28 protein-coding genes and 1 tRNA gene are annotated in these 25,716 nt (G+C 65.5%); 19 read left to right on the top strand and 10 right to left on the bottom strand.

Translation table 11 applies throughout. The annotated features are described in order from the left end of the window. Positions 1 to 175 precede the first annotated feature (175 nt). From E5Z01_RS01330 to metK, 3 genes are all read left to right on the top strand, one after another. Positions 176 to 655, top strand: a complete 480-nt coding sequence (locus E5Z01_RS01330) for a fasciclin domain-containing protein (RefSeq protein WP_135227712.1) — start codon at positions 176 to 178, stop codon at positions 653 to 655. Positions 656 to 660: 5 nt separating this feature from the next. Further along, positions 661 to 1,932 (top strand): VanW family protein, encoded by a 1,272-nt coding sequence (locus E5Z01_RS01325; protein WP_240738119.1) that lies wholly within the window; start codon positions 661 to 663, stop codon positions 1,930 to 1,932. A gap of 228 nt (positions 1,933 to 2,160) precedes the next feature. Next, positions 2,161 to 3,372, top strand: a complete 1,212-nt coding sequence (metK, locus tag E5Z01_RS01320) for a methionine adenosyltransferase (protein WP_135227711.1) — start codon at positions 2,161 to 2,163, stop codon at positions 3,370 to 3,372. 78 nt (positions 3,373 to 3,450) lie between these two features. Here the strand turns inward: metK and E5Z01_RS01315 are convergent, their stop codons facing one another. From E5Z01_RS01315 to E5Z01_RS01285, 7 genes are all read right to left on the bottom strand, one after another. Further along, positions 3,451 to 3,993, bottom strand: a complete 543-nt coding sequence (locus E5Z01_RS01315) for a DUF402 domain-containing protein (RefSeq protein ID WP_135227710.1) — start codon at positions 3,991 to 3,993, stop codon at positions 3,451 to 3,453. A gap of 118 nt (positions 3,994 to 4,111) precedes the next feature. Then, the gene (locus tag E5Z01_RS01310) at positions 4,112 to 4,675 is read right to left on the bottom strand and encodes a ribonuclease FAU-1 family protein (protein ID WP_135227709.1); all 564 of its coding nucleotides are present in this window, start codon (positions 4,673 to 4,675) and stop codon (positions 4,112 to 4,114) included. After that, positions 4,672 to 5,250, bottom strand: a complete 579-nt coding sequence (gene purN / locus E5Z01_RS01305; RefSeq protein ID WP_135227708.1) for a phosphoribosylglycinamide formyltransferase — start codon at positions 5,248 to 5,250, stop codon at positions 4,672 to 4,674. Before purN ends, E5Z01_RS01310 begins: the two co-directional genes overlap by 4 nt. Then, positions 5,247 to 6,608 carry a dipeptidase gene (locus E5Z01_RS01300; protein WP_135227707.1) on the bottom strand — a complete coding sequence of 454 codons (1,362 nt, stop codon included), beginning with the start codon at positions 6,606 to 6,608 and terminating at the stop codon, positions 5,247 to 5,249. The genes purN and E5Z01_RS01300 overlap by 4 nt, the downstream gene beginning before the upstream one ends. 68 nt (positions 6,609 to 6,676) lie before the next feature. Then, on the bottom strand, positions 6,677 to 7,237 hold the full coding sequence (gene mobA / locus E5Z01_RS01295; protein WP_135227706.1) for a molybdenum cofactor guanylyltransferase: 561 nt from the start codon (positions 7,235 to 7,237) through the stop codon (positions 6,677 to 6,679). Position 7,238: 1 nt separating this feature from the next. Continuing rightward, complete coding sequence (locus E5Z01_RS01290; RefSeq protein WP_135227738.1) at positions 7,239 to 8,066, bottom strand: EamA family transporter; 828 nt, start codon at positions 8,064 to 8,066, stop codon at positions 7,239 to 7,241. 212 nt (positions 8,067 to 8,278) lie between these two features. Beyond that, positions 8,279 to 8,836 (bottom strand): hypothetical protein, encoded by a 558-nt coding sequence (locus E5Z01_RS01285; protein ID WP_135227705.1) that lies wholly within the window; start codon positions 8,834 to 8,836, stop codon positions 8,279 to 8,281. Between the two features lie 100 nt (positions 8,837 to 8,936). Here E5Z01_RS01285 and E5Z01_RS01280 point away from each other — a divergent pair, with 100 nt between their 5' ends. From E5Z01_RS01280 to E5Z01_RS01235, 10 genes are all read left to right on the top strand, one after another. Continuing rightward, positions 8,937 to 10,007, top strand: coding sequence for a branched-chain amino acid aminotransferase (locus tag E5Z01_RS01280; RefSeq protein ID WP_167757702.1), 1,071 nt, complete (start codon positions 8,937 to 8,939; stop codon positions 10,005 to 10,007). Positions 10,008 to 10,146: 139 nt separating this feature from the next. After that, entirely contained in the window at positions 10,147 to 12,042 is a 1,896-nt protein-coding gene (gene glgB / locus E5Z01_RS01275) for a 1,4-alpha-glucan branching protein GlgB (protein WP_135227703.1), read from the top strand. Then, positions 12,039 to 12,296, top strand: a complete 258-nt coding sequence (locus E5Z01_RS01270) for a hypothetical protein (RefSeq protein ID WP_135227702.1) — start codon at positions 12,039 to 12,041, stop codon at positions 12,294 to 12,296. The genes glgB and E5Z01_RS01270 overlap by 4 nt, the downstream gene beginning before the upstream one ends. Before the next feature lie 131 nt (positions 12,297 to 12,427). Continuing rightward, positions 12,428 to 13,378 carry an FAD:protein FMN transferase gene (locus E5Z01_RS01265; protein ID WP_135227701.1) on the top strand — a complete coding sequence of 317 codons (951 nt, stop codon included), beginning with the start codon at positions 12,428 to 12,430 and terminating at the stop codon, positions 13,376 to 13,378. 49 nt (positions 13,379 to 13,427) lie between these two features. Then, a complete protein-coding gene (locus E5Z01_RS01260; RefSeq protein WP_135227700.1) occupies positions 13,428 to 14,009 on the top strand; it encodes a DUF2271 domain-containing protein in 582 nt (193 codons plus the stop codon). Beyond that, positions 13,987 to 14,631, top strand: a complete 645-nt coding sequence (locus E5Z01_RS01255) for a PepSY-associated TM helix domain-containing protein (RefSeq protein ID WP_135227699.1) — start codon at positions 13,987 to 13,989, stop codon at positions 14,629 to 14,631. Before E5Z01_RS01260 ends, E5Z01_RS01255 begins: the two co-directional genes overlap by 23 nt. A 195-nt stretch (positions 14,632 to 14,826) precedes the next feature. Further along, entirely contained in the window at positions 14,827 to 16,248 is a 1,422-nt protein-coding gene (gene trpE / locus E5Z01_RS01250; RefSeq protein ID WP_135227698.1) for an anthranilate synthase component I, read from the top strand. Between the two features lie 149 nt (positions 16,249 to 16,397). Then, positions 16,398 to 17,036, top strand: a complete 639-nt coding sequence (locus E5Z01_RS01245) for an anthranilate synthase component II (RefSeq protein ID WP_135227697.1) — start codon at positions 16,398 to 16,400, stop codon at positions 17,034 to 17,036. Positions 17,037 to 17,094: 58 nt separating this feature from the next. Beyond that, complete coding sequence (gene trpD, locus E5Z01_RS01240) at positions 17,095 to 18,099, top strand: anthranilate phosphoribosyltransferase (protein WP_119761872.1); 1,005 nt, start codon at positions 17,095 to 17,097, stop codon at positions 18,097 to 18,099. Between the two features lie 127 nt (positions 18,100 to 18,226). Beyond that, a tRNA-Ser gene (locus E5Z01_RS01235) sits at positions 18,227 to 18,316 on the top strand. Positions 18,317 to 18,396: 80 nt separating this feature from the next. Here the strand turns inward: E5Z01_RS01235 and E5Z01_RS01230 are convergent. Together E5Z01_RS01230 and E5Z01_RS01225 are read right to left on the bottom strand one after the other, a co-directional pair. Next, the gene (locus tag E5Z01_RS01230) at positions 18,397 to 20,232 is read right to left on the bottom strand and encodes an alpha-amylase family glycosyl hydrolase (RefSeq protein WP_240738118.1); all 1,836 of its coding nucleotides are present in this window, start codon (positions 20,230 to 20,232) and stop codon (positions 18,397 to 18,399) included. A gap of 336 nt (positions 20,233 to 20,568) precedes the next feature. Then, positions 20,569 to 21,024 (bottom strand): universal stress protein, encoded by a 456-nt coding sequence (locus tag E5Z01_RS01225; protein WP_135227695.1) that lies wholly within the window; start codon positions 21,022 to 21,024, stop codon positions 20,569 to 20,571. A gap of 115 nt (positions 21,025 to 21,139) precedes the next feature. Between E5Z01_RS01225 and panD the strand changes: the two genes are divergently transcribed. The 3 genes from panD (at position 21,140) to E5Z01_RS01210 (ending at position 22,587) form a co-directional block, all read left to right on the top strand. After that, the gene (panD, locus tag E5Z01_RS01220; protein WP_135227694.1) at positions 21,140 to 21,502 is read left to right on the top strand and encodes an aspartate 1-decarboxylase; all 363 of its coding nucleotides are present in this window, start codon (positions 21,140 to 21,142) and stop codon (positions 21,500 to 21,502) included. Between the two features lie 177 nt (positions 21,503 to 21,679). Further along, a complete protein-coding gene (locus E5Z01_RS01215) occupies positions 21,680 to 22,009 on the top strand; it encodes an ArsR/SmtB family transcription factor (protein WP_135227693.1) in 330 nt (109 codons plus the stop codon). Positions 22,010 to 22,089: 80 nt separating this feature from the next. Next, on the top strand, positions 22,090 to 22,587 hold the full coding sequence (locus E5Z01_RS01210; RefSeq protein ID WP_119761865.1) for a LeuD/DmdB family oxidoreductase small subunit: 498 nt from the start codon (positions 22,090 to 22,092) through the stop codon (positions 22,585 to 22,587). Between the two features lie 10 nt (positions 22,588 to 22,597). Here the strand turns inward: E5Z01_RS01210 and E5Z01_RS01205 are convergent, their stop codons facing one another. Next, complete coding sequence (locus tag E5Z01_RS01205; protein WP_135227737.1) at positions 22,598 to 22,960, bottom strand: hypothetical protein; 363 nt, start codon at positions 22,958 to 22,960, stop codon at positions 22,598 to 22,600. A 105-nt stretch (positions 22,961 to 23,065) separates the two neighbouring features. On the opposite strand from E5Z01_RS01205, the gene E5Z01_RS01200 reads away from it, so the two are divergent. From E5Z01_RS01200 to E5Z01_RS01190, 3 genes are all read left to right on the top strand, one after another. Further along, positions 23,066 to 24,133, top strand: coding sequence for a DUF1517 domain-containing protein (locus tag E5Z01_RS01200; RefSeq protein WP_135227692.1), 1,068 nt, complete (start codon positions 23,066 to 23,068; stop codon positions 24,131 to 24,133). A gap of 311 nt (positions 24,134 to 24,444) precedes the next feature. Next, a complete protein-coding gene (locus E5Z01_RS01195) occupies positions 24,445 to 24,864 on the top strand; it encodes a DUF3197 domain-containing protein (RefSeq protein ID WP_135227691.1) in 420 nt (139 codons plus the stop codon). 96 nt (positions 24,865 to 24,960) lie between these two features. After that, complete coding sequence (locus tag E5Z01_RS01190; protein ID WP_135227690.1) at positions 24,961 to 25,575, top strand: septum site-determining protein MinC; 615 nt, start codon at positions 24,961 to 24,963, stop codon at positions 25,573 to 25,575. Positions 25,576 to 25,716: the final 141 nt, after the last annotated feature.

The following is a 25,716-nucleotide window of genomic DNA, read 5'->3' as shown; positions in this document are numbered from 1 at the left end:
TGAACCTGAAAGGCAATCAGCGTTGCGGCCTGGGGGATGGGCATTAAACTGTAGTCGGGATGAGGCGTCAACACCTTCATCCCTTTGCCATTCTGGACACGAAATGTCAACCCCTAATCGCCGTGAAGAGCCTGTGCGCTTCCTGGGACACCCTGCACTTGCTCAAGGAGCCTCCATGAAACGTTTTGCACTGCTGAGCGCCGCCCTCCTGACCACCACTGCCCTCGCTGGTTCCGGCAGCATGGTGCCTGGGCGCACGACTATCGCCGGGATCGTGGCCAACGACCCCAACTTCAGCACCCTGCTGTCCGCCGTTCAGGCGGCCGGTCTGGTCGATACGCTGAACGGCGCCGGGCCGTATACCGTCTTTGCCCCCACCAACGCGGCTTTCGCCAAGGTGCCCCAGGATCAGCTGAACGCCCTGCTCAATGACCGGGCCAAGCTGCGTGACCTGCTGCTGTACCACGTGGTGCCGGGGCGCGTGACCTCGGGACAGGTGGTCAAACTCTCGAACGCCACGGCCGCCAACAACGGCACGCTGCGGATCAGCACCATGAACGGTAGCGTCATGATCAACGACGCGCGCGTGACCCGCGCCGACATCATGGCCCGCAACGGCGTGATCCACGTGGTCGACAGCGTCATCATGCCCTGAGTACATTGAGACACCTTCTGTACAAGTTGGTGCTGGCGAGCCTTCTCGTCAGCACTTTTAACTCCTGCCAGCGCCCCAGGGTTGTGACCGGGCCAGCGGGAACGACTCAGCCAGCCCCGGCGCAGATGGACGCGGCGCAGCTCGGCGCAGGGCAGGCTGTCTGGCAGCGTCAGGGCCGCCGCCTCTCATTGACCTGGGAAGTCCCGCACATCGTCGGCTTCGGGGGCCAGGTGGAGCGGCGTTACGTGGCCAGGGGGGCGACCCTCGACCTGTCACCGCCAACCCTGGCGGCCCTCCAAGACGGCACCTTAACGGCCCTGCGCCCGCAACTAAACGCGGTTTACCGGCAAATTGAGGCCCATCGACCACGCGACGCCCGTTTCGTGCGGGCCGAACGTGGTTGGGAGATTCAGGCCCATGCGGGTCTCATCGTCGATCGCCGCGTCACAGAAACAGCCTTGAAAAACGCGCTCCGAGGAGGTCGCCAGCGCGTTTTCCTTACTCTCAAACTCGTTGCCCCGGCGCAATCGGTGGCATCGCTTCAGGAAAAAGGGCTGGTTCACCTGGGCAGCGGCGAGACGACCTTTACCGGCAGCCCCGAGTTCCGTGTCCACAACATCGTCACCGGGGCGGCCGCGCTGGACGGCGTGTGGGTCGTGCCGTACCAGGCTTTCGACTTCAACCGGCTGCTGCGCCCGGCCCGCCTGAGCGGTGCCTTTCGGCCCGGTTACGTGATTAGCGGCGGGGGCCTGGCGACCGAGGACGGCGGCGGCATTTGTCAGGTCAGTACCACGGTCTTTCGCGCCGCACTCCAGGCCGGGCTGCCCATCCTGGAGCGTCACCCCCACTCGCATCAGGTCGCGTACTACGGTCAGCCGGGGCTGGACGCCGCGGTGTACGCACCGGTCAAGAACCTGCGGTTTCGCAATTCCGGCCGCCTGTCGCTGCTGGTGCAGACCGAGTGGGACGTCGGGCGCGAGGTGCTGCGCGTTCACCTGTTCGGGGCCCCGCCCGTGTGGCAGGTCAGCGTGCTGCCCCCGCAGCAGACGGACGTGCGCCCGGCGCTGGCGCCCCAGTTTCTGCTCGACCGCGGTCTGAAGCGGGGCGAGGCGGTGCGCATTGACATGCCGTCGGCGGGTTCCAGCGTCAAGGTGATCCGGGAACTGCGGGACGCGCAGGGCCGGGTGGTGCGCCGCGAGGTGTTCCGCAGCCGCTACGCGCCGTGGGGCGGGGCCTTCGCGGTCGGCCCAGGCGACCCGCGCCTGCGCGGCCGGTAGGCTTTCCGGTGGCCCAGGCGCAGCCCCGCCCCTCACCGCGTCGCCTGTTACCTTAGCCCCCGGTCTTCGCCCAGTCTTCGCTCGCCGACCCTGACCTTTGACTCTCTTGCCCCCAGACTCTACCCTTCACATGACGCCAGCGGCGTCGATGCGAGCGGGGACACAGTGCGGCACTCCTTTGCAGGTTTGTTCTGTGAAACGCAGCCCCACCATCTCGCAGGAGTAGGCATGAGGAAGTACTACACATCGGAATCGGTATCGGAAGGCCACCCGGACAAGCTGGCCGACTTCATCTCGGACAGCATCCTCGACGAGTTTCTGCGGCAGGAACCCACCAGCCGCGTAGCGGTGGAAACCCTGCTGACCACCGGCATGGCCGTGGTGGCGGGCGAGGTGACCGCAAAGAAGGCCCGCGTGGATGTTCAGAAGACCGTGCGTGACGCCGTGATGAAAGTCGGCTACACCCGCGCCAACTACGGCTTCGATGCCGAGTACAGCGCGGTGCTGGTCAGCCTGCACGAGCAGTCGCCGGAAATCGCCGGGGGCGTCAACCACAGTGAAGAATGGCGCGGCATGACCGACGCCGAACGGGCCGACCCCGCCAACAGGTACAGCGAAATTGGCGCGGGCGACCAGGGCCTGATGTTCGGGTACGCCACCAATGAAACGCCGGAACTCATGCCGCTGCCCATCTCGCTGGCACACAAACTGACGGGCCGCATCGCGGAGCTGCGCAAGAATGGCACCCTGACCTACCTGCGTCCCGACGCCAAAGCGCAGGTGACGGTGGTGCGTGACGGCGAACCGCACGAAGCCACCGAGACTTACGTGGACACGGTGGTCATCAGCACCCAGCACAGCGAGAACGTCATCAACGACGAGATTCGCGCCGACATGCTCGAACACGTCATCCAGGCCGTGATTCCCGCCGAGTACCTGCGCCCCGAAACCAAATACTTCATCAACCCCAGCGGCCGCTTCGTCATCGGCGGGCCACACGGCGATACGGGCCTCACCGGGCGCAAGATCATCGTGGACACCTACGGCGGGGCAGTGCCGCACGGCGGTGGGGCGTTCAGCGGCAAAGACCCCACCAAGGTCGACCGCAGCGCCGCGTACTACGCCCGCTACATCGCCAAGAACATCGTGGCCGCCGGCCTGGCGAAACGCGCCCTGGTGGAGGTCGCCTACGCCATTGGGCGCGCCAACCCCGTGAGCCTGCGCGTCGACACCTACGGTACCGGAACCGTCAGCGACGAGAAGCTCGCCGAACTGGTCACCCAGCATTTCGATGCCCGACCGCAAGCCATCATCGCGGAACTCGACCTGCGCCGGCCCATCTACGCGCAGACCGCCGCTTACGGCCACTTCGGCCGCCCCGAATTTCCCTGGGAACAGACCGACAAGGCCGAACGCCTGAAGAAAGCCGCGCAGGGCTGAGGGCAACCAGACAGGAGGCCGGGGATTTCACGTCCCCGGCCTTCTTCTGGCTGGAAAGGAGGGGTTTCAACTGCGGGCTCAACTGTGGGTCAGGTAACTCCGGATGATCTCCAGCGCTGGGAAACGCCCGGTGCTGAGCATGTCCACCACTCGCCGCGCCTCTGCCCACGCCGCCGCGTGCTGGTTAGGGGAGAGGAGGCCCGCTGCCAGCGCTTCATCCAGTTCGTGCTGGTCAACAATTTCCGGTTCACCCAATCGCCATTTGCCATCAGAGGTAAGTTCCACCCAGGCCAGCACATCCAGAAAAACGTCGTCTATGGCCGGAACCCCGTCCGGATCGAGGCGGTTGCCCTGCGTGATGTCCACGTAAACCTGGAGCGGCACATTCGCTGCGTCCAGTACCAGGATCACCGAGTGCTGCTGCGCCAGCGGCGTGAAGTATACCCAGCGGAACCCGACATCGAAAATCGTGCGCCCCTCGCCCCTTACCGTGGACACGAAAGGCGCATGCACTTCGGAAATGCGAAAATCCACGATCACCCCGTCCGGCACCTGCAACACCTGGAAGGAACCGTCCTTCCAGCGTTCCCAGCGCTGAAGTTCGTGCCGTCGCCACCTCATGGCTGAGACCACTTTGAAAACGAGAAGGTAAATTTCCTTCTGTTCCTCTGAGCGGACGCGAGTGAAAGCAAAGAGGGCTTTGAACGGCGCGCAGCGAATCGGGGTGATGTTCTCGGATTCATGGAGGAGAGTTCAAACCCCTCTGATCGCGCAGGTAGGCCCGAATGACGTCCAGGGCGGGAAAGGCATTCGCGTTCAACTGTCCTTCCACGCCTTTCGCTTCGGCCCAGGCCAGCTCAAACTGTGTTGGGGTGATTTTCCCGGCTGTCAGCGCCTCATCCAGCTCGGCCAGATCGATGATTTCCGTTGCCGTCACGTGCCACGTCCCGTCCGCCTGCACCTCGCACACGGCCAGGACATCCAGATACAGGTCATGCGTGAACGGCACGCCGTCCGGGTCGATGCCGTGGCCGTCGCAGATGTCGACGTAAATCTGAACGGGTTCAAGGTGCTGGTCTAGTTGCACCGTCACCGCGTGATTCGCGCTGACTGGCGCAAAGTGCAACCAGCGGTAGCCGCTGTCCAGAATACGGAGGGTGCGCCCACGAAACTCCACGTCGAGCGGCCGCACCACCTCGCCCGCCACGTAATCCACCATGACGCCACCGGGAACGTGAAGAACAAGTTCCTCATCCGACACGACTCTGGGCCAGCCCTTCCGACCGGCCCGCTTTAACTTCATGGCCGCGCCAGTTCCTGCAAGGCCCGCAGCATCAGGTCACCTTCCACCGCCTGCACGCGGGCTTTCAGGGAGGCGAGGTCATCACTGGGCAGGACGGGTACGCGCGACTGGGCCAGCATCGGCCCCTCGTCGATGCCGGCGGTGACGAGGTGAACGGTCGCCCCACTCTCCGTGTCGCCCGCCGCCAGCACCGCCTCATGAACGCGGTCGCCGTACATGCCGCGCCCACCGTGACGCGGCAGCAGGCTGGGGTGAATATTCACCAGTCGCCCCGCGAAAGCGTTCAGGACACGCGGGCCAAGTTCACGCATGTAGCCACTGAGCACCAGCGTGTCCGCGCCCGAATCCAGCAGGAACGAGCAGATCCTTTCATCGAGCTCGCCGGCGTCCGGGTATCGGGCGCTGCTCAGGTGGGCCGTCCGCAACCCCGCTGCCCGTGCCCAGGCCAGCGCCGCAGAGGTGCTGTTGTTGCTGACCAGGGCCACCGGCACGGCGTCCAGTGCCCCCTCGCGGCACGCCTGAACCAGATGTTTCGCGGCACTTCCACCATGTGAAGCGAGAAAGGCGAGTTTCACGAGTTCCCCAGTTCCTCCAGCAGGTACGCCGCCGTCAGGATGCCGTTGAAGTAGTCTTCCTGCGCGAAGCTCTCGTTGGGGCTGTGGGGGGCGTCCTCGTTGAGGCCGTAGTCCACGAACAGCACTTCGGTGCCCAGAATTTCGCTGAAGGCGGCCACAATGGGAATGCTGCCCCCGGTACGCGCGAAGGCGGCGTCACGCCCGTACACGCGGTGCAGGGCGCGGTTGGCGGCCTGAATGGCCTGGCTGTCGGTGGCGAATTTCACGGGTTGCCCGCCGTGGTGGTCGATGACTTCGACGCTCACGCCAGCCGGGGCGATTTGCGGCACGTACTCCTGAATCAGTTTCGTGATCTTCTCGGGGTTCTGGCCGGGAACCAGGCGCATGCTGACTTTCGCGCCGGCCTTGGCGGCAATCACAGTTTTGCTGCCCTCGCCCTGGTACCCGCCCCAGATGCCGTTCACGTCCAGCGTGGGCCGACCCCAGATGCGTTCCAGCGTGCTGTAACCTTCCTCGCCGGGCAGGGCCTTGACGCCGATGCTGTTCATGAAGTCCTGGTCACTGTGCGGCAGGCTGGCCCACATCTTGCGCTCGTCGTCGGTGAGGGGAATCACGTCGTCGTAGAAGCCGGGAATGGTGATGCGGCCCTGGTCGTCTTTCAGTTTGGCGATGATCTCGCACAGGGCATTGATGGGGTTGGGGGCGGCCCCGCCATAGCTGCCGCTGTGCAGGTCACGGTTGGCGCCCTGTACGTGAATTTCCACGTAGCTCAGGCCGCGCACGCCGTAGGTGATGGTCGGCACGTCCTTCGCGAAGCGGCTGCCGTCGGAAATCACGATGACATCGGCCTTCAATTCGTCCTTGTGGGCCTGAAGGTAGGGCACCATGCTGGGGCTGCCGATTTCCTCCTCGCCCTCGATGAAGAATTTGACGTTCACGGGGAGTTCGCCTTCTTGCAGCAGCAACTCCACGCCCTTGATGTTGGCGTAAGCCTGCCCCTTGTCGTCGGTGCTGCCGCGGGCGTAGATGCGGCCGTCACGCACGGTCGGCTCGAAGGGCGGGGTTTTCCACTCCTCGGCCGGCGCTTCGGGCTGCACGTCGTAGTGACCGTAAATCATGACCGTCGGCTTGCTGGGGTCGACCAGACGCTCGGCGTACACCACCGGGTGCAGCGGCGTCTCGTCCAGGCGCGCCGTGAAGCCCATGCCCTCCAGTTTCGCCCGCACCCACTCGCCGGCGCGGCGCACGTCGGCCCGGTACGCCGGGTCGGCACTGACGCTGGGAATACGCAGCAGATCAAACAATTCCGCCTGGGCTTGGTCACGGTTCAGCTTGCTGGACAGGTCACCTGTGGTCATGGGGCTGATGATAGAGGTTGTGGGGTGGGGATGGTCGGGGGTGGGAAAAGTGGGGTGGGAGGAGGTTTTCAGGATTGAAGGCTGTTCAGGTCGTCGGGGGTGTTCACATTCACGAAAGAGCGTTCAGAGAGGCCGGACACCAGGGCGGTGCGGCTGGGTGGGGCGGCCTGCCGTAACCGGCGCTCCCCGGCGTCGAGCATTCTCGTGAGATCCGGCAGCAGCGAGACGTGGTACAGCGCCGCCAGCGGCTGCGGGCCGCGCGCCGGGTGAACGGCCTGAACGCTCTGAGAGTCAGGCGTGCGCGCTTGCAGCAACGTTTCCCAGTAGGCGGGCGTCAGCAGCGGCAGATCTACCCCCGCAAACGCCACCCACCCGGTTCCGGCGTGCTTCAGGGCGGTTTCCAGCCCCGCCAGTGGCCCCTGGCCCGGACGCCCGTCGGCCACGGCCTCCCAGCCGGGCAGCAAGTATTTCCCCGGCGGCGCGATCAGAATCCGGCGCCCGGCACGGCTCAGGCTGCCGGCGACCCGCTCCAGCAGCGTCGACCCCGCCAGCACGGCCCGCGCCTTATCGGCCCCGAATCGCCGCGACTGTCCGCCCGCGGTAATGACGGCCGTGACCTCCGTCCACACCCTAATTCACCGGTTCCGGCTCGGCGTGCGGCTCGGCCTTGCCCGTCAGCGTGATGCCCGCGCTGGCGATCATGACCGCAAAAAGGCCCGCCCACTGGCCGGGGCTGAGGCGCTCGTGCAGGATCACCAGGCCGCTGAGGGCGGCGATGGCAGGTTCCATACTCATCAGCACGCCGAACACTTTGGCGTTCAGGGCGCGCAGCACCTGAAGTTCCAGGGTGTACGGCAGGGCGCTGGACAGCAGGGCCACTGCCAGTCCCGCGAGCAGCACGTCCGGTTGAAAGAGGGCGCTGCCCGCCGACACCAGCCCGAATGGCAGGCTGACGAGGGCCGCCACGAGCATGCCCGCGGTCACGGCCACGTTTGGAGGCAACCGGCGGCCCACGCGCCCGCCGATCAGGATATACGCCACCCAGAACGCGCCCGCCAGCAGCGCCAGCGCCGCCCCGGCCAGGTTGAAGTGGGCGCCGCCCGTGTGCGGCACCATCAGGAAAATGCCCAGCCCGGCCAGCGCGACCCACAGGTAATCGGCCGGGCGGCGCGACAGGTACAGCGAGAGCAGCAGCGGGCCCATGAATTCCAGCGTGACTGCCAGCCCCAGCGGCAGCAGGCGCAGCGACAGGTAAAACGACAGGTTCATGAGGCCCAGGGCCAGCCCGTAAGGTATGAGCAGTCGCCAGTCGGCCCGCGTCAGGGTGCGCAGATTCGGGCGAAACACCGCCAGCAGCATCAGGGCCGCCAGCGAAGTTCGGAGGGTGGTGGTGCCCAGCGGGCCGACCAGCGGAAACAGCGTCTTGGCGAAGGCTGCGCCCCCCTGAAGAATGACCATTGCCAGGAGCAGGGTCGGAATGGGCGGCAGGGTGGGGCGATCCGTCTTCACGTTGAGGCCGAGTATGCCGCAAGGTTCGTGGGCCGGCGCTCAGGTGTCTGAATCGGGTGTCCGCACGAAAAAACAGCCCGGACACGGGTGGTCGGGCTGCTGGAAGCTGTTGGCAGGTATGCAGGTGGCCGTGGCGCTTACTGCACCTACTTGTGCTGCACCTACTTCACCTTGACACGCACGCTGCATTCCCCGTTCTGACCGGCGGCCAGATCCGGCAGCAGCAGGCGCACTGCGGTGTAATCGGCGGGGGTGGCGTTCACTTCCTTCTTCACATTCGCGCCGTTCTCCTTCACAGTCACGGTCTTTTTCAGGGGCGCGTCGCCAAATTTCTTGAGGTTCATGTTGATGGCCTTCGTCTTGGCGTCATAGACGTGCGGGTCAATGCTGTACTGCGCCTTGAACCCCGTCGCGGAGCAGGTGTGAGACAGGTACGTCACCTGGGCTGGAATGGGTACGTTGATGCTCAGGCCCGGCAGCGGCAGCGAGCCGGGGTTCTCGATCCTGTAGCTGAATTGCAGGGTGTCGTTCGGCATCGCCCCCGCGCCCCCGACCAGCTTCTCCACGAGTTTGTCGCCTTCCTTGACCGTCACGACCTTGTAGGTGGCGGCCGTGAGTTGGGGAGATGCCGGTTTGGCAGGTGACTGGGCGGAAGATTGGGCGTAGGCGCTTCCGAAGGCGCAGGCGCTGAGCAGCAGGGCAATGTTCAGTTTGGTCATGGTCAACTCTCCTTTTGACCAGACCAGCCTAATGGATTCCTGTTACACAACTCTGAAAGCCGGGTTTTACATGCTCCCGCCAATGGGGGATAGTGAAGGCATGACCGTGAACACCGTGACCCCCGACGCCCGCAAGCGCAGCGAAGTCAACATCGACTGGGCCAGCCTGGGCTTCAGTTACATCCGCACCGACTACCGCTTTCTGGCGCACTGGAAAGAAGGCGCGTGGGCCGCGGGCACGCTGACCGAGGACAACATGCTGCACATCGCCGAAGGTTCGACGGCGCTGCACTACGGCCAGCAGTGCTTCGAGGGCCTCAAGGCCTACCGCTGTCAGGACGGCAGCATCAACCTGTTCCGCCCGGATCAGAACGCCGCCCGCATGCAGGCCAGTTGCCGCCGCCTGCTGATGCCCGAAGTCCCCAGCGAGATGTTTATCGAGGCGTGCCGGCAGGTTGTCCAGGCCAACGAGCATTTCATTCCCCCTTACGGCACGGGCGGCAGCCTGTACCTGCGGCCCTTCCTGATCGGCGTGGGCGACAACATCGGTGTGCGCCCCGCGCCCGAATTTATTTTCAGCGTGTTCTGCGTGCCAGTCGGCCCTTACTTCAAAGGCGGCCTGACCCCCATGAACTTCATCACCACGCAGTTCGACCGCGCCGCGCCGCATGGCACCGGGGCCGCCAAGGTCGGCGGGAATTACGCTGCCAGCCTGCTGCCGCACGAGGAAGCCGCTCACACCCGGGGCCGCACCTTCGCGGACGCCATCTACCTCGACCCGGCCACCCACACCAAAATCGAGGAAGTCGGGGCCGCCAACTTCTTCGCCATCACCAAAGACGGCAAGAAATTCATCACGCCCAAGTCGCCCAGCATCCTGCCCAGCATCACCAAGTACAGCCTGCTGCACCTGGCCGAAAAACGCCTGGGCCTGCAGGTCGAGGAAGGCGACGTGTACATCGACCAGCTCGACGGGTACAGCGAAGCGGGCGCGTGTGGCACCGCCGCCGTCATCACGCCCATCGGCGGCATTCAGCACGGCGAGCACTTTCACCAGTTCGGCGTAGAAGGTCAGCCCGGCCCCCTCACTCGCCGCCTCTACGACGAGCTTGTCGGCATTCAGTATGGGGATAAGGACGCGCCCGAAGGCTGGATCGTCAAGGTGCAGTAAGAGAGCAAACAGCTATCCCCTCAGAGACCAGCTCCCCTTCAATGCGGGGGCTGGTTTCTGTGCTGCTGTGCCTTCATCTCTCCTTTGCCTTCCTGGGCGTTCTCCGGTCGGCAGGAGGAGGGCCGGCTAGACTCGGTTCATGAGTGTCACTTTGCCGCTGGATCATGGTCATTTGCAGAAGCTGGTCACGGCTGACCTGGTGCGTCCCGATCAACTGCTGGGCGCCCACGTCACCACCGAGGGGGGCGCGGCGGGTGTGCGCTTCGCGGTGTGGGCACCCAACGCGCAGCACGTGAGCGTGGTGGGCGACTGGAACGGCTGGAATGGCTTCGACCACCCGATGCAGCGCCTGGAGTTCGGGTACTGGGGCGCATTTGTCGTGGGGGCGCAGCACGGGCAGCGCTACAAGTTCCGCGTGACCGGGGCGGATGGTCGCACGGTGGACAAGGCCGACCCCTACGGCGCGTTCTTCGAGACGCGTCCGGCCACGTCCAGCATCATCTGGGATCAGGACTATACATGGTCGGACGAAAACTGGATGAAGGGCCGCTCGCAGGGCTTTGATCAGGCGGTCAGCATCTACGAGTGCCACGCCCCCAGCTGGCGCCGGCGCGAGGACGGCTGGTTCCTGAATTACCGCGAACTGGCGCACGAGCTGGGCGAGTACCTGACCGACCTGGGGTACACGCACGTGGAACTGCTGGGCGTCATGGAGCACCCGTACGACCCGTCGTGGGGATATCAGGTGACCGGGTACTACGCCCCGACCTCACGCATGGGTTCCCCGGAGGACTTCAAGTATTTCGTGAACCACCTGCACTCGCTGGGGCTGGGCGTCATTCTGGACTGGGTGCCGGGCCATTTCCCCACCGACGACTTCGCGCTGGCGCACTTCGACGGCAGCCCCCTGTACGAATACGCCGACCCGCGCAAGGGCTACCACTACGACTGGAACACCTACATCTTCGACTACGGGCGCAACGAGGTGGTGATGTTCCTGATCGGCTCGGCGCTGAAGTGGCTTCAGGACTACCACGTCGACGGCCTGCGCGTGGACGCGGTGGCCTCCATGCTGTACCTGGATTTCTCGCGCACCGACTGGGTGCCCAACATTCACGGCGGGCGCGAAAACCTGGAAGCGGTGGCCTTTTTGAAGCGCCTGAACGAGGTCGTTCACCACATGGCCCCCGGCTGCACCATCGTCGCGGAGGAAAGCACCGCGTTTCCCGGCGTGACCACCCCCACGCCCTTCGGCCTGGGTTTCGATTACAAGTGGGCCATGGGCTGGATGAACGACAACCTGCACTACATCGGCCTCGATCCGGTGTACCGCAAGTTCGACCACCACAAGCTCACCTTCTTCAACGTGTACCGCACCACCGAGAACTATGTCCTGGCCATCAGCCACGACGAGGTGGTGCACGGCAAAAGCGCCCTGGTCAGCAAATTCCCCGGCGACTGGTACGCCCAGCGCGCCGGTTACCGCGCCTTCCTGGCGATGATGTGGACGACGCCCGGGAAGAAGCTGCTGTTCATGGGCCAGGAATTCGCGCAGGGCAATGAATGGAACGAGGCCGTGGGGCTGCCGTGGCACATGCTGGACATTCCCGAGCACCGGGGCGTGCTGAACCTGGTGCGCGACCTGAACCGCCTGTACCGCGAGCGCCCCGACTGGCACGTGGGCGACAACCGCGAGGACGGCATGCTGTGGATCAGCGCGGACGACACCGAGAGCAGCGTTTATGCCTACGTGCGCCGCGATTACCTCAGCAACCACTGGAGCCTGGTGGTCAGCAACATGACGCCGGTGTACCGTGAAAACTACACCATCGGCGTTCCGCAGGGCGGCGAGTACCGCGTCATCCTGAACACCGACGACGGCCAGTACGGCGGCTACGGCACCCAGCAGACCAGCCTCACCGCCGTGGAGGAAGGCTGGCACGGCCAGACCCATCATCTGTGCCTGAACCTCGCGCCGAATAGCGCCCTTGTCCTGGAGGCCGTCCGCGACGTTATCGTCAGCGAAGAAAGATGAACAACGGTCGACCCACGCCAGACCTGCCCACCATCCTCAGCTTCATGATGCTGGGCCTGCTGGGCGTCTTGCTGTTCGTGCCGATTCTCGGCGGGCCGCTTCCCAGCCCGTTCCTGATCGGCGGCCTTCTTCTCGTGCGCCTGGCCCTGCAAATCTGGCGCGCACAGAGGGACGAACGCCTCAAACGCCCCGCCAGCTGGGCCCTGGACATTCTCCTTATCGGGCTGATCTTCTACGTGGCCAGCAACCAGTGAAGTAGGGCGGTGAGGGATGGAGGGTCAGGCGTCATTGGAAAAAACACGGGTGGAATAGTCTTTTTCTCGACTTCTTGAGCCCTCAGTCTCCTTTAACCGTCGTCTCTCTCTCCTCGGGCAAAGTGGGCAGCATGTCTCTCGCTGCCCGGTTGCTGTCCCGGTTTCGTCCTTACCGTCTGCACAGTGTGTACGAGCGGCTGCTGGGAACGGAAGTGGAGCTTCAGGTGGTGGCCGGCAGCCGTCTTGAGGCGGAAGCGGCGGAAAGGGCGGCGCTGGGTGAGCTGGAACGCCTGACGCTGGTGCTGAACCGTTTCGACGAGCGCAGCGAACTCCGGCAGTGGCTGAGTTGCCCCGGGGAGCGCGTGCCGCTGGGCGCGGATCTCCGGCGGGTACTGCAACTGGCCGACGAGTGGCGCCAGGTTTCTGGCGGGGCGTTTCACCCCGGTGCGGATGCCCTGGGGGCGCTGTGGCAGCAGGCAGAGGCGGAAGGTCGGCCGCCCGGTGCGCGTGACCTCCAACTTGTGACCGCGCAACTCGAGGCTGAACCTTGGACGCTCCACGACGACGGCACAGGCACACTTCACACGACTTTGCCGCTGGGCCTGAATGCCCTGGCGAAGGGCTTCATCGTGGACCGCATGGCGGAAACGGCGCACGCGCAGGCGGGTGTTCAGGCGGTGCTGGTAAATGCGGGCGGTGACCTGCGCACGCTGGGCGGGAAAGGCGTCAACGTCACGGTCGCCAATCCCTTCACGGCGCGCGACGACGCCAGGCCGCTGGGCAGGGTTCACGTGAAGGACGGGGCGCTGGCCACCAGTGGCCGGGCTCACCGCGGCTACCGGGTGGGGGAGACGTGGTACTCGCACGTCATCGACCCGCGCAGCGGGCAGCCCGTGCAGGGCGTGCCTGGCGTGAGCGTCAAGGCGCCCACCTGCGCGGCGGCGGACGCCCTGGCGACGGTTCTGAGCGTTTTGCCCCTTCAGGAAGGCCTGGCGACCGTTGACCGCATGGCCGGTGCGGCGGCGTTGATCGTGACGGCGGACGGAGAACCGCACCGCTCGGGCCACTGGACTGCATTTTAACGTTGAGCTAACCCCTTGCCGGCAACATACCCTCAGAGGAGAACCCCCCATGCCCAACAACGACACCCGCAACGAAACCCGCCGCAGCTTCCTGAACAAACTGGGCCTGAGCGCCGCTGCCCTGACCGCCAGCCGCCTGCTGCCCGGCGGACTGGCAGGGGCCGCCGCCAGCACCGGCAAGAGCTGGACGAAAGGCATGGCCCTCGACATTCAGTTCACGGTGGCCACGCAGGCCTCCGGGCGTGTGAAACGCCCCTACGTGGCGGTGTGGATCGAGGACGCCAGCGGCAAAACCGTGCGCAATCTGGTGGTGTGGGTGCAGCAAAACCGCAGGAACCCCCGCTGGCTGGCCGAACTGCGCCGCTGGACGCGCGAGAACAGCAGCCTGCTGGATACCGTCAGCAGTGCCACGCGCAACCCCGGCACCTACGCCGTGGCCTGGGACGGCAAGAACGACAAGGGCACGCAACTGCCCCAGGGCGATTACTACGTCTGCATCGAGGCCACCCGCGAACACGGCCCGTACAGCCTGGTGCGCGAGAAGGTCAGCATCGGCAGCACCAGTTTCAAGAAAACCCTGACTGCCGACAATGACATCGAGGCCGCCCATGTCAGCTTCAACAAAGCCTGACGGTCCGGTGGTGACGCGCCCGGCGGCCCGCCCCCGCAGCGCCAGGGCGCAGTGGAACGTGTGGCTGCGCTGGCTGCACACCTACACCAGCATGATCAGCCTGCTGGTGGTGCTGTTCTTCGCCCTGACCGGGGTGACCCTCAACCACCCGGACTGGGTGTTCGGCACGAAAGAAGTGCAGCGGGAAGTGACAGGAACCCTGCCGGCCGGCTGGATCAGGAACGGCGAGGTGAACTGGCTGACCGTCGCCGAGGAACTGCGCGCCCAGCAGGGCCTGAAGGGCCGTGTGGGCGATACCCGCGCCGACACGCAGGAAGCCGACATCAGTTTCGCCGCGCCGGGGTACAGCGCCGATGCTTTCATCGACGTCAAGACCGGCAGCTACAAGGTCAACGTGCTGGAACAGGGCGGCGTCGCCATCCTGAACGACCTGCACAAGGGCCGCGACGCCGGCACGGGCTGGAAGTGGGTCATCGACCTCAGCGGCGCGGTGCTGACGCTGGTGTCCGTCACCGGCATCGGCATCCTGCTGCTGCTCAAGAAAACCCGCAGGCAGGCCCTGACGGTCATGGGCATCGCCAGCGTCGTCACCGTGCTGCTCGCGCTGCGGGCCATCACCTGAAGGCAACGTGGACTGGTGGCAGTGTAGTCAAGTTGTGAAGCGCCTCCCGGGGCGCGTTATTCTTCAGACATGATTGCTCACAGTGCGTGGTGGTGGCCTGGGTTCGCCTAGGGTCACGCACTGCTGTTGCTGTTTGAACGCTGGCGCCTGGGTGGACGAAAACCACCGGGTGCTTTTCTTTTTGCCGGGAGAACCATGACTGAAACGCTGCAACAAAACAAGACCGCCGTGGCCGTTCAGGAACTGAACGCCGACCTCGACACCCCCGTGACCGCCTACCTGAAAGTCTCGCAGGGCGAAGCGCTGTCCTTCCTGCTCGAAAGCGTCGAGGCCGGCGAGAAGCTGGGGCGCTACTCCTTTATCGGCGTGGGTGAACAGGGCAAATTCGAGTACCGCGCCGGGCAACTGACCATGAGCGGGGTGTTCGGCGAGTTTGCCGGGCCGGAAGCTGACCCGCTGGCGCGGCTTTTTCACGCCACGCGCCGCCCCGTGGACGTTCCCGCCGGACTGCCCGGATTTATCGGCGGCGCGGTCGGGTACGCGGCCTACGACATCATCCGCGCCTACGAGCATCTGCCGGAGAGCAATCCGGACGAACTGAACGTCCCCGACGCGCTGTTTATCGCCCCGCGCGGCATGGTGATCTTCGACCACCTCAAGCACCGCCTGATTGCCGTCGCCAGTGCTGAAACGCCGGAGCGGGCCGGGGCGGAAGTCGCCCAGCTCGTTCAGAAGCTGCGTGGCCCGCTGCCTGGCGTTCCCGGTCAGACGCCCGCGCCCACGCCGACCTTCACCAGCAATTTCACCCCCGAGGGCTTCAAGGCCGTGGTCGAGAAGGGCCTGAAGTACATCGGGGCCGGGGACGTGTTCCAGTTTGTGCCCTCCCAGCGCTTCTCCGCCGACCTGACCGTTCACCCCTTCGCGCTGTACCGCGCCCTGCGCCGCGTGAACCCCAGCCCCTACCTCGGTTACCTGCACCTCGGCGAGGTCACGCTGGTTGCCAGCAGCCCCGAAAGCCTGCTGAAAAGCGACGGCCTGAACGTCACCACCCGCCCCATCGCCGGCACCCGTGTGCGCGGCCAGACGCCCGAAGCCGACGACGCCCTCGCTACCGACCTGCTGCAAGACGAGAAGGAACGCGCCGAACACCTGATGCTGGTCGACCTGGGCCGCAACGACCTGGGCAAAGTCAGCGAGTACGGCAGCGTCCGCGTCCACGACGCCTTTTCCATCGAACGCTACAGCCATGTCATGCACATCGTCAGCGGGGTCAGCGGCACCCTGCGGGAGGGCCTCACGCCGCTGCATGCGCTGGCCAGCGTCCTGCCCATGGGCACCGTCAGCGGCGCCCCCAAAATCCGCGCCATGCAGATCATCGACGAACTCGAACCCGTGCGGCGCGGCCCCTACGGCGGAGCGTTCGGTTACATCGCCTTCGACGGCAGCATGGACATGGCCCTGACCCTGCGCACCATGGTCGTGACTGGGGGCCGGGTTCACATTCAGGCCGGCGCCGGCATCGTGGCCGACAGCGACCCGGCCGCCGAGGAGCAGGAAACCCGCAGCAAAGCTGCCGCCATGATGAAAGCTGTGGCGATGGCCGCCGAGGGACTGTAGGGGAGTTGGAGGTCGGGGCCTGCCCTCCTGGAATTTTCCTGCCGATCCAGGTTTACTGAACCACACCGAAGAGACGAGGGCTTGACTGCTCTGAAGCAACCCACGCGCCGACTCTCCAGCTTCATTCAACACCAGGAGAAAACCGTCAAATGACATTCCCTTCTTTGCCCACCCGCCACCAGCCACCCGCCGCCCGCCTCCTGCTGATCGACAACTACGATTCGTTTACCTACAACCTGGTGCAGTATTTCGGTGAACTGGGGTGCGAGGTGACGGTGTGGCGCAATGACGCGTTCTCGCTGGAGGACGTGCGGGCGCTGAACCCGGAGGCGATCGTGGTGTCGCCGGGGCCTTGCACGCCTTCCGAGGCGGGGCGGAGTGTCGAGGTGGTGCGCGAGCTGGGGCCGGAGATCCCGGTGCTGGGCGTGTGCCTGGGGCACCAGAGCATCGCCGAGGCGTTCGGGGGGCAGGTGGTGCGGGCGCGGCAGCCGGTGCACGGCAAAACCTCGCCGCTGCGGCACGCGGGCGCGGACCTGTTCGCCGGCCTGCCGGACGGGGTGCGGGTGACGCGCTATCACTCGCTGCTGGTGCGTGACCTGCCGCCGGAACTGCTGGCGACCGCCTGGACGACCGATCCCGAGGAGGAGGTCATCATGGCCCTGCGCCACCGCGATTACCCCATTTATGGTGTTCAGTTCCACCCCGAGAGCATCGAGACGCCGGCGGGTATGGACATGCTCCGCAATTTCCTGACGCTGGTGCGCGACTATCGGGGAGAGACCGCATGACCATGACCTGTCCCCGAGCCCCGAGCCCCAAGCCCCGTTCGCACTGCCGGATGCACCCATGATTCACGCCCGCCTGATGAACGGAGAGGTGCTGTCGGAGGCCGACGCCGAGGCGTTCATGAACGAGGTCATGACGGGAGAGATGAGCAGCACGCGCATGGCGGCGGCACTGGCCGCGTTGCGGGTACGCGGGGAAACCCCCGGCGAGATTGCCGGATTCGCGCGGGCCATGCGGCGCAATGCGCTGCGCCTGAACGTGCGCCCGCGTGAGGTGCTGCTGGACATCGTGGGAACCGGTGGGGACGGGGCGCACACCTTCAACGTGAGCACCACGGCGGCCTTCGTGATTGCCGGAGCGGGGGTGGACGTGGCCAAGCACGGAAACCGGGCCGCGAGCAGCCGGGCCGGCAGTGCGGACGTGCTCGAAGCGCTGGGCGTCAACCTGGATGCTGCGCCCGAGGTCATTCAGGACGCCATCGACGGCATGGGTGTGGGCTTCATGTTTGCCCGCAACTATCACCCGGCCCTGCGGTTTGCGGCGTCGGTGCGTTCCGACCTGGCGACCCGCACGGTGTTCAATATCCTGGGGCCGCTGGGAAATCCGGCGGGGGCCACCCACCTGGTCGTGGGCGTCTACAAGCCCGAGTTGACGCACGTCCTGGCCGAGGTCTTGCGCCTGCTGGGCGCGAAGGGCGCCACGGTGGTGTACGGTGACGGCCTGGACGAGTTCACGGTGTGCGGCCCCAACACGGTGTCGGGTCTGCGGGGCGGTGAAGTGATCGACCGCACCATGCACCCCGAGGACTTTGGCGTGAGCCTGCACCCGCGCCAGGCCATCGTCGGCGGCACGCCTGCCGAGAACGCCGAGATCACCAGGACGCTGCTGACGGGTGGGGGCACGCCGGCGCAGCGGGACATCGTGGCCCTGAATGCCGGGGCAGCCCTGCGCACGGCCGGGCGGGTTGCCACCATAGCCGAGGGGGTGTCGGTGGCCCGCGAGGTCATGAAGGGTGGACAGGGCTGGGAGAAATTGCAGCAGTACGCCGCTCTCACGCAGCGTTAGGCCCTGCACCCGGCGCGAGTGGCCCCGTCGGCTGATTTGGGCGGGAGCAGGCGCGTGGGATGGCCGGCGAGGTGCGGGCGCTCGCAGCTTGCTTTTCTTGGGGGTGTCCGCTAGTCTGTCTGCCGCTGGAACGGTGCCCGAGTGGTTGAAGGGGCACGCCTGGAAAGCGTGTGTACGGGCAACCGTACCGAGAGTTCGAATCTCTCCCGTTCCGCCAGCAGAAGCCAGTGCCCCCCGGAGTATTTGCCGGGGGGGCCGCTTTTTGTTCCCTGCTGCACTGGTTTTTGGGGCTGGACTTCAGGGGTGCAGGAGCAGGCGGCCGCCACAGGCGTCCAGCGTCACGGTGCCGCCGGGAACGGCTTCACCCGTCAAAGTGTCGCGCCACGGGCCGCCCGGAAGGTGCAGGGTAACGGGGTGGGTGTCGGCGCGGCGGCTGGCCAGGGCCACCGCCCGCTGGGGTCGACCCTGGGCATCGGTAGTTTCACGCAGGAAAGCGATGGCGTCGGCCTCCGCGTGAATGAAGCGCAGGGCCCCGCTGTGCAGCACAGGGGTGTCGAGACGCACGCGAATCAGGCGTTTTACCTGTTCAAGCAGAGGCTTGTCCCAGCGGCTTTCATCCCAGGGCATAGGTTCGCGGCACCACGGCATGGTTCCGGCACGGCTTTGCGTGACGCCCACCTCCGAGCCGTAGTATGTGCAGGGTACGCCCGGGTAGGCGCACAGCAGCGTGAAGGCCGCCAGAAACTTGCGGCGGCTTTCGCCCAGGCGCTGATGGGCGCGGCCGATGTCGTGCGATTCCAGCAGGTTGAACATACTCAGCGCCACCTGCGGCGGCAGGGCGTGGTAGGCGTCCCACAGGATGTCCACCAGTTCCTCGCCGGCCAGGCGGCTGGGTTCGCCGAAGATGCTCTGGCCGCTCAGCCACTGCATGACCGGCAGGCCGAACCCGTGGTAATTCATGCTGCCGTCCTCGCCCTGGCCGTCCAGCGCCAGTTCCGGGTCGTAGAAGCGCTCGCCGAACACGTAGGCGTCCGGGCGTTCCTGGCGGGCCGCGCTTTTCAGGGCGCGGTGCAAGGTCAGGTTCTCCTGATCCGTGCCGGACACGCCGATCATGTGCGCCACGTCCAGCCGCCAGCCCGCCGCGCCGCGCCGGAGCCAGTGGCGCACCACGCTTTCCTCGCCGCTCAGAAACTCCTGCACGGCAAATTCGTTGCCGTAATCTATTTTCGGCAGGGTCGGCACGTCGAAGAAGGAGTGGTAGGGGGGCTTGCCGGGTTCGTCGCGCCAGGTAAACAGCTGTCGTTCGGGGGCGTCGCCCTGGGCCAGCGCTGCCTGAAACAGCGCGTTCTCGTTGCCCATGTGGTTGAACACGCCGTCCAGCACGATCCGGATGCCGGACTGGTCGGCGTGCGCCACCAGTTCGTCCCAGGCCGCCTGACCGCCCAGGTGCGGGTCGATACGGCGGTAATCGGTGATGTCGTAGCGGTGGTTGCTGGGCGAAACGAAAACCGGCGTGAGCCATAGCCCCGTGATGCCCAGGTCGCGCAGGTACGGCAGGGCCTGCGTGACGCCGTTCAGGTCGCCCCCGTAATGCGCGTGAATATCCCCGCGCCGGTCGATAGGGGTGTCCCAGGCCACGTGCTCGACCGGGCGGCCCTGGTACAGATATTCGCCGGTCTGCACGTCGTTGGTCGGGTCGCCATTGCGGAAGCGATCCGGAAAGATCTGGTAGAAAAATGCTTCCCATGCCCAGGTGGGCGGCTGGCAGCCCGTCAGGTACTGAAACCAGTTGCGAAAGCCCCGGCGGCTGTGGTGCAGGCCCAGACTCGTGAAGTTGAGGTGGTCATCTGCAAAGTTCAGCTGCCAGGCGTAACGCATCCGCGCCTCGTGCAGGGGCAGGGTCGCCTCGAACCAGCGGCTCTGCCCGTCCAGACTGGCGATGGCGTGGGCCGGCACGGTCTCGATTTCGCCCACGTGGACGAACTTCAACTTCACGTCCGTCACGTCCAGCGTGGTGCGCAGGCGCACGCGCACGGTGTCGCCCCGTGGGGCACCCAGCTGCTCGGTGTAGGCAGGCGTGTGGTCGTGTTGAACTTCAGGGGTTATGCGGGCGGGCGGGGGGGTGGTAGGCACGGTTTTACTCCTGGGGGTATTCCGGCGGTCAACAGCCTTGCGGCACGACAGCTCCTGAACGTTTGACAAGACTTCCGGCCCCTCAGTTATGGAATAACTGGGCAACACGATTGGAAGGAGCAGGAACAAAAAGCGTCCCGGACGTGAAGTCAACCCTCCGGTGATCTGCCGGAGGGAGAACGCAACAAACAGGACGCTTATCAGGAAAGGTCGTGCCGCAATTCGGCAAGCGTTGCCTCCAGATTTAGGGGTCATTGTGCGGCCCGCCGGCCAGCCGGCTCAAGCCCCTGTGCAGGCAGCCCCCGGGGCCTGGCTGTTCTCTCGCCGGGCCACCGTTTATTCAGGCCACTGGGCCACAGGTTGCTCTCCTTTGACCAGCAGCACCGGAATGGTCGCACCGTGCACCACGGCCTCGGCCACGCTGCCCAGCAGCACGCGCCCCAGGCCGCTGCGCCCATGCGTGGTCATCACGATCATGCTGGCGCCCTCGGCCTGCGCGGCGTCCAGGATGGTTCGCGCGATGCTGCGCCCGCCGGCACGTTCGGTCATGACCCGCGTGCCCTCTGCCACCTGCTCCAGCGCCCGCTGCAACTCGCGGTCTTCCTGCTGCATTTCCTCGGCGGTCACGCTGACGGGCGCGTAGGCGAACTCACCGGCCATGCCCGCCGCTGGATCCGGTTGCACGCTCAGCAGCACGAGTTCGGCTCCCAGGGCGCGGGCCAATGCCCGGGCGTGAGGCAGGGCCGCGTCACCCAGCTTGCTGGTGTCGGTCGTCACGAGAATCTTCGTCATTTTCCCCTCCTTGAAGCTGACTGTACTGTCGTTCCAGGCCGTTACCGCCACATTACCGCGCGAGGGGGTTTGGCCCCGGCCACCCTTCAGTCAATTGCACGTACAATCCTAGGTTGTGGAACGCATCATGTTCAGGGCCAAAATTCACCGGGCCACCGTCACGCAGGCCGACCTGGATTATGTCGGGAGTGTCACCATCGACCAGGACTTGCTGGACGCCGCCGACATCCTGCCCAACGAGAAGGTCGACATCTGGAACATCACCAACGGCAACCGCCTGCACACCTACGCCCTGAGCGGCCCGCGCGGCAGCGGCGTGATCGGCATCAACGGTGCGGCCGCGCACCTGATGCGCCCTGGCGACATGGTGATCATCGCCGCTTTCGGCAACTTCAGCGAAGAGGAAGCCCGCACGCTGGAACCCAAAGTGGTGCTGGTGGACGCCAGAAACCGCCTGCTGGACTTTCAGCCGGTCTGATCCGGCGCTTGCCCCAGGCCAGGCGGCGCGCTGCGCAGGGGTAAAGAGCAGCGCGCCTCCGCTGAGGTCTGGTATTCACTGACTTTTGAACGGAACGATCTTTAAGAAATCCGCTCTGCATCTACACTTCAGCTCAGGTAAGGTGGTCTTCACGCTCAGCGAACGGAGAACCAGTCCATGAAGCAAGGAATTCACATCTACAAGGCCAACCTCTTCAAAGCCCTGGCCCACCCGCTGCGCCTGGCCATTCTGGACGCCCTGCGCGACGGCGAAAAGACAGTCACGCAACTTCAGGAACTGACCGGCGGCGAGCAGGCCAGCATGAGCCAGCACCTGAAAGTCCTGCGCAACCACCACTTTGTCACGTCGCGCCGCGACGGCACCCTCAGCTACTACCGCAACGAAGACCCGGACGTCTACAAGTTCCTGGATCTGGGCCGCCAGATCTACGAGCAGCAGGTCACGCGCCGCAAGCACGAGCTGGACACCATCAGCCAATTCGAGTAAACCGCAAGACCGCCAACTGGCCGGGAAACTTTTGGTTCCGGGCCTGTCTTTTGTGCGGGTCTTGCGGCACAATTCAGGGTATGGCCCGCATCTGGAAGTTCGGCGACAGCGTCAACACTGACGATATTCTCCCCGGCAAATTCGCCCCCTTCATGGCGGGCGAGGACGTGTTTCAGACGTTCGCGTTCCATTATCTGCGTCCGGAGTTCGCCGCGCAGGTGCAGCCCGGCGACGTGCTGATCGGTGGGCGCAACTGGGGCCTGGGCAGCAGCCGCGAATACGCTCCGCAGGCCCTCAAGAAACTGCGCGTCGGGGCCATCGTCGCGCCCAGTTTTGCCCGCATTCACTACCGCAACCTGTTGAACCTGGGTATCCCGGCCTTCGAGTACGATCTGACGGCCCTGCTGCAGGACGGCGATCAGGTGGAACTGGACGTGAACTCCGGCGTCCTGCGCCACGCAGGCGGCAGCGTGCAACTGCCCCCGCCGCCGGAATTCCTCCGTGAGGCGCTGGCCGAAGGCAGCATCCTGGCCTTCTTCAAGAAGCACGGGCGTTTCCCCGGCGAGAAAACCAGCTGAGGGGACGCCCTCAGAGCAGCTGCAGGCGCCGGGCCAGGTCTTCGCCCACCAGCCACTCCTCGCGCTCGTCGGTGCCTGTGACCTGAATCAGGACGCAGCCGCGCTCCAGGTAGAAGGCCACGATCTTTTGCCAGGCTTCCTCCTCGTTCCCGGCACTCTCCTCGATGTCTTCCAGCGTGCCCCACACGTCACCGTCCACCTCGGCGCTGTGCATGGCCTCGGCATGGGCGCTGAATCCGTAGGCGTCCACATCCTCCAGGGGCGGATAGGTTTCGCCCGCCCGGCGAAGCTCCAGCCGGTCATCCCGCTCGTACAGCCCGGCCAGGAACGCCTCCCAGTCTGCGGCGCTCAGTTGCTTGACGGCTCCATGCATGTTCACGTCCGGCAGTGTACGACGCCCACCTGCTGCCCTCATGGAAGGCTGACGTGAAGTTCATGCGTGGACCCCGCCCGGCCCCGCACCGTACACTTGGGGGACATGCAGCGTGACTTTTTCCCCCATCCTTCCAGCGCGCTCCGCTCCGCCGTGCGCCCAGCTCGATTGCGCCGTGCGGTGACCACGTTGGCCCTGCTGGGCCTGCTGAGTGCCGGCAGTGTCCACCTGCCCCAGCCTGGCTTTGCCATGAGCGACTTCTCGCTGGGCAGTGTGGCCTCGGCCCAGTCGGGGGGCGGCTTCGGCGGGCGCAGCTCGGGCAGTTCCGGCGGGGGCCGCTCGGGTGGCGGCTACAGCGGGGGCGGGTACTCCGGTGGGGGCTACAGTGGCGGTGGGTATTCGGGCGGCGGGTACAGCGGCCCCATCATCATCAACAGTGGGGGGTACGGGGGCGGGTACTACGGCGGAAGCGGCGGATTCGGCCTGGGCCTGCTGCCGCTGCTGCTGTTCGGCGGCGTGATTTTCCTGGTGGTCATGAGCATGCGCCGGTCTATGCTGGGCGGCGGCCTTCAGGGCAGCAGGGCGCTGGGTGGCCTGAGCGGCACGGCCCAGGCGGTCAACGTGCAGATCCTGATGGCCGAGGGCGATGAGGTCAAAAGCGCCCTCCAGCGTGTGGCGCAGACCGGCGATCCGGACACCAACGAGGGCCTGACGCGCATGCTTCAGGAAGCGGCGCTGGTGGCCCTGCGCCACCCCGAGCGCTGGGTCTACGCCAACGTGGAACGCGCCCAGGGCGCTGCGAACGCCGCCGACAGCCAGGTGGGGGCCTGGGCCACCGAGGCCCGCGCGGCCTTCAGCACGCAGACCACCAGCAACTACCAGAACAAAGACCCGAACAGCGGGTACAACCGCAATACCAACTACTCGTACAGCAAGGACACCGGGGACATGTATCTGGCCGTGACCATCGGCGTGGCCGCCTATGCCCTGGGCAACCTGCCGCCCGCCGGCGTGACCAGCCAGGCCGAGGTGCGCGGGGCCCTGGGCGCCATCAGCAGCGTCAGCCCCGACGACCTGATCCGCGCCGAGGTGATCTGGAGCCCCGACGTGGAAGGCGAATTCCTGTCCGAGGACGAAGCCATCATGAAGTACCCCAAACTCACGAAACTGTGAGGCGACCGGCTCAACGAGCCTGAAAGAGAAAAAATAGCGGCTGGGCGGGCTCATCTCCATGATTGCCCGCCCCACGCGTTTGACAGAGAGCTTTTCACGACCCCCCTTGACCCTTTCCTGCTTTTCCGGCGGGTCATAAGCATTCCGAACCCTCCGTGATGCAGTCACTGGGAAGGGTCGAGCGGACTTGCAAAGCTGCAAAGCAGAGCGAACAGGAGCCACAAGTTTCCCGAACGTGGAGTTCTCCCGCTGGCGTTTTTCTGGGGAAGAACGAAACCAACGGCAGGCGGATAAGTCGCTACACTGACGCCATGAAGATTGATGAGCCGCTGGGCGTTCCCGGAGCGCCGTTCGACACGTTACAAGCCGTTCAGGAGGTGTTCACCAGTGAAAAGGTGGCTGGGGGGCAGTTGATCATGATCACCGATCAGCACGGGCGGCGGGATCAGGCGCAGTACGCCGCGCTGATTCGTGTGCCGGGCCACGCGGCGGAGTTGACCGCCCCGGCCTTCGGGCCGCAGTTCGGGGAATCGGGGGTGCTGGCCCTGCGCGACCTGGCGCTGTGGGCCGACACGCACGGGCTGGTCATCAAGGAAACGGTGCTCAGCCCGGGGGATTTCACGCGTCTGGTCGGCGAACCGGACGAGGCCGAGGTGATGCGCCTGATCGCGGCAGCCAACCCCTCGGACGTGGGCATCTACACCACGCTGCCGAAAAAACAGGACGACTGAACGCGGCTTTTGGGGGCCAGGCGGCAGCTCGCCTGGCCCTTTTCGTGTGTCGCCCGGCGTTGCAGTGTCGGCGCATGATTTTGTTAGCATGCCTTCATGAAGCTTCGCGGCACGTTCGGTGGCCTGAATATCCTGCTGGAACCGGGCGACACGCCCGCCAGCGTCAAGCGTGCCCTGACCCTTCAGGCCGAGCGGCTGTCGGACAGCGTGACCATCGAAATCAGCGGGGACACCCACCCGGGGGCGCTGGAAGTCGCCATGAACGAGGTGCGGGCGAGCGGCGGCACGCTGGGGCGCGTGCGGGCTCCACGTGTCACCGTGAATGCCGGGAGCAGCCCGGCGGAACCGGAGCCTGCCGCCCTTCCCGAAGAGCAGACCGTGATCATTCCGCACACCGTGCGGGCCGGTTTTCGCGGCGATTACCAGGGCAGCGTGGTAGTGCTGGGAGACGTGAACCCCGGCGCAGAACTGGTGGCCAAAGGCGACGTGATCGTCACGGGAGCCCTGCGCGGCCTGGCGCACGCCGGCTTCGGCGGGCACGAGCATGCCATCGTGTGGGGGCGGCCCATTGCCAGCCCGCAGATTCGCATCGGCGACGCGCTGGCCCGCTCGCCGGAAGGCAACAGCAACATGAAGAAAATGGAAGGCAACGAACGCGCCGAACGGGCTTTCCTGCGCGACGGCCAGATCGTCATCGACGCGCAGCGCTGAGCTTAAAGTATTTGACAAAAGAACGAAGTGCCTTTTGTCCGACCAAAGCGAGTGAATTCAGACGACAGGACGAAGAATAGAGCGATTCAGGGCGCCCTTCCACGTCTGACGGAATTCGGAGACCTGCTCTGGGCGCCGGGG

This window comes from Deinococcus fonticola (genome assembly GCF_004634215.1).
Classification (GTDB): Bacteria; Deinococcota; Deinococci; order Deinococcales; family Deinococcaceae; genus Deinococcus; species Deinococcus fonticola.
Note: the sequence above shows the minus strand (reverse complement) of the source record. Positions and strands in the feature narration are given on the sequence as shown.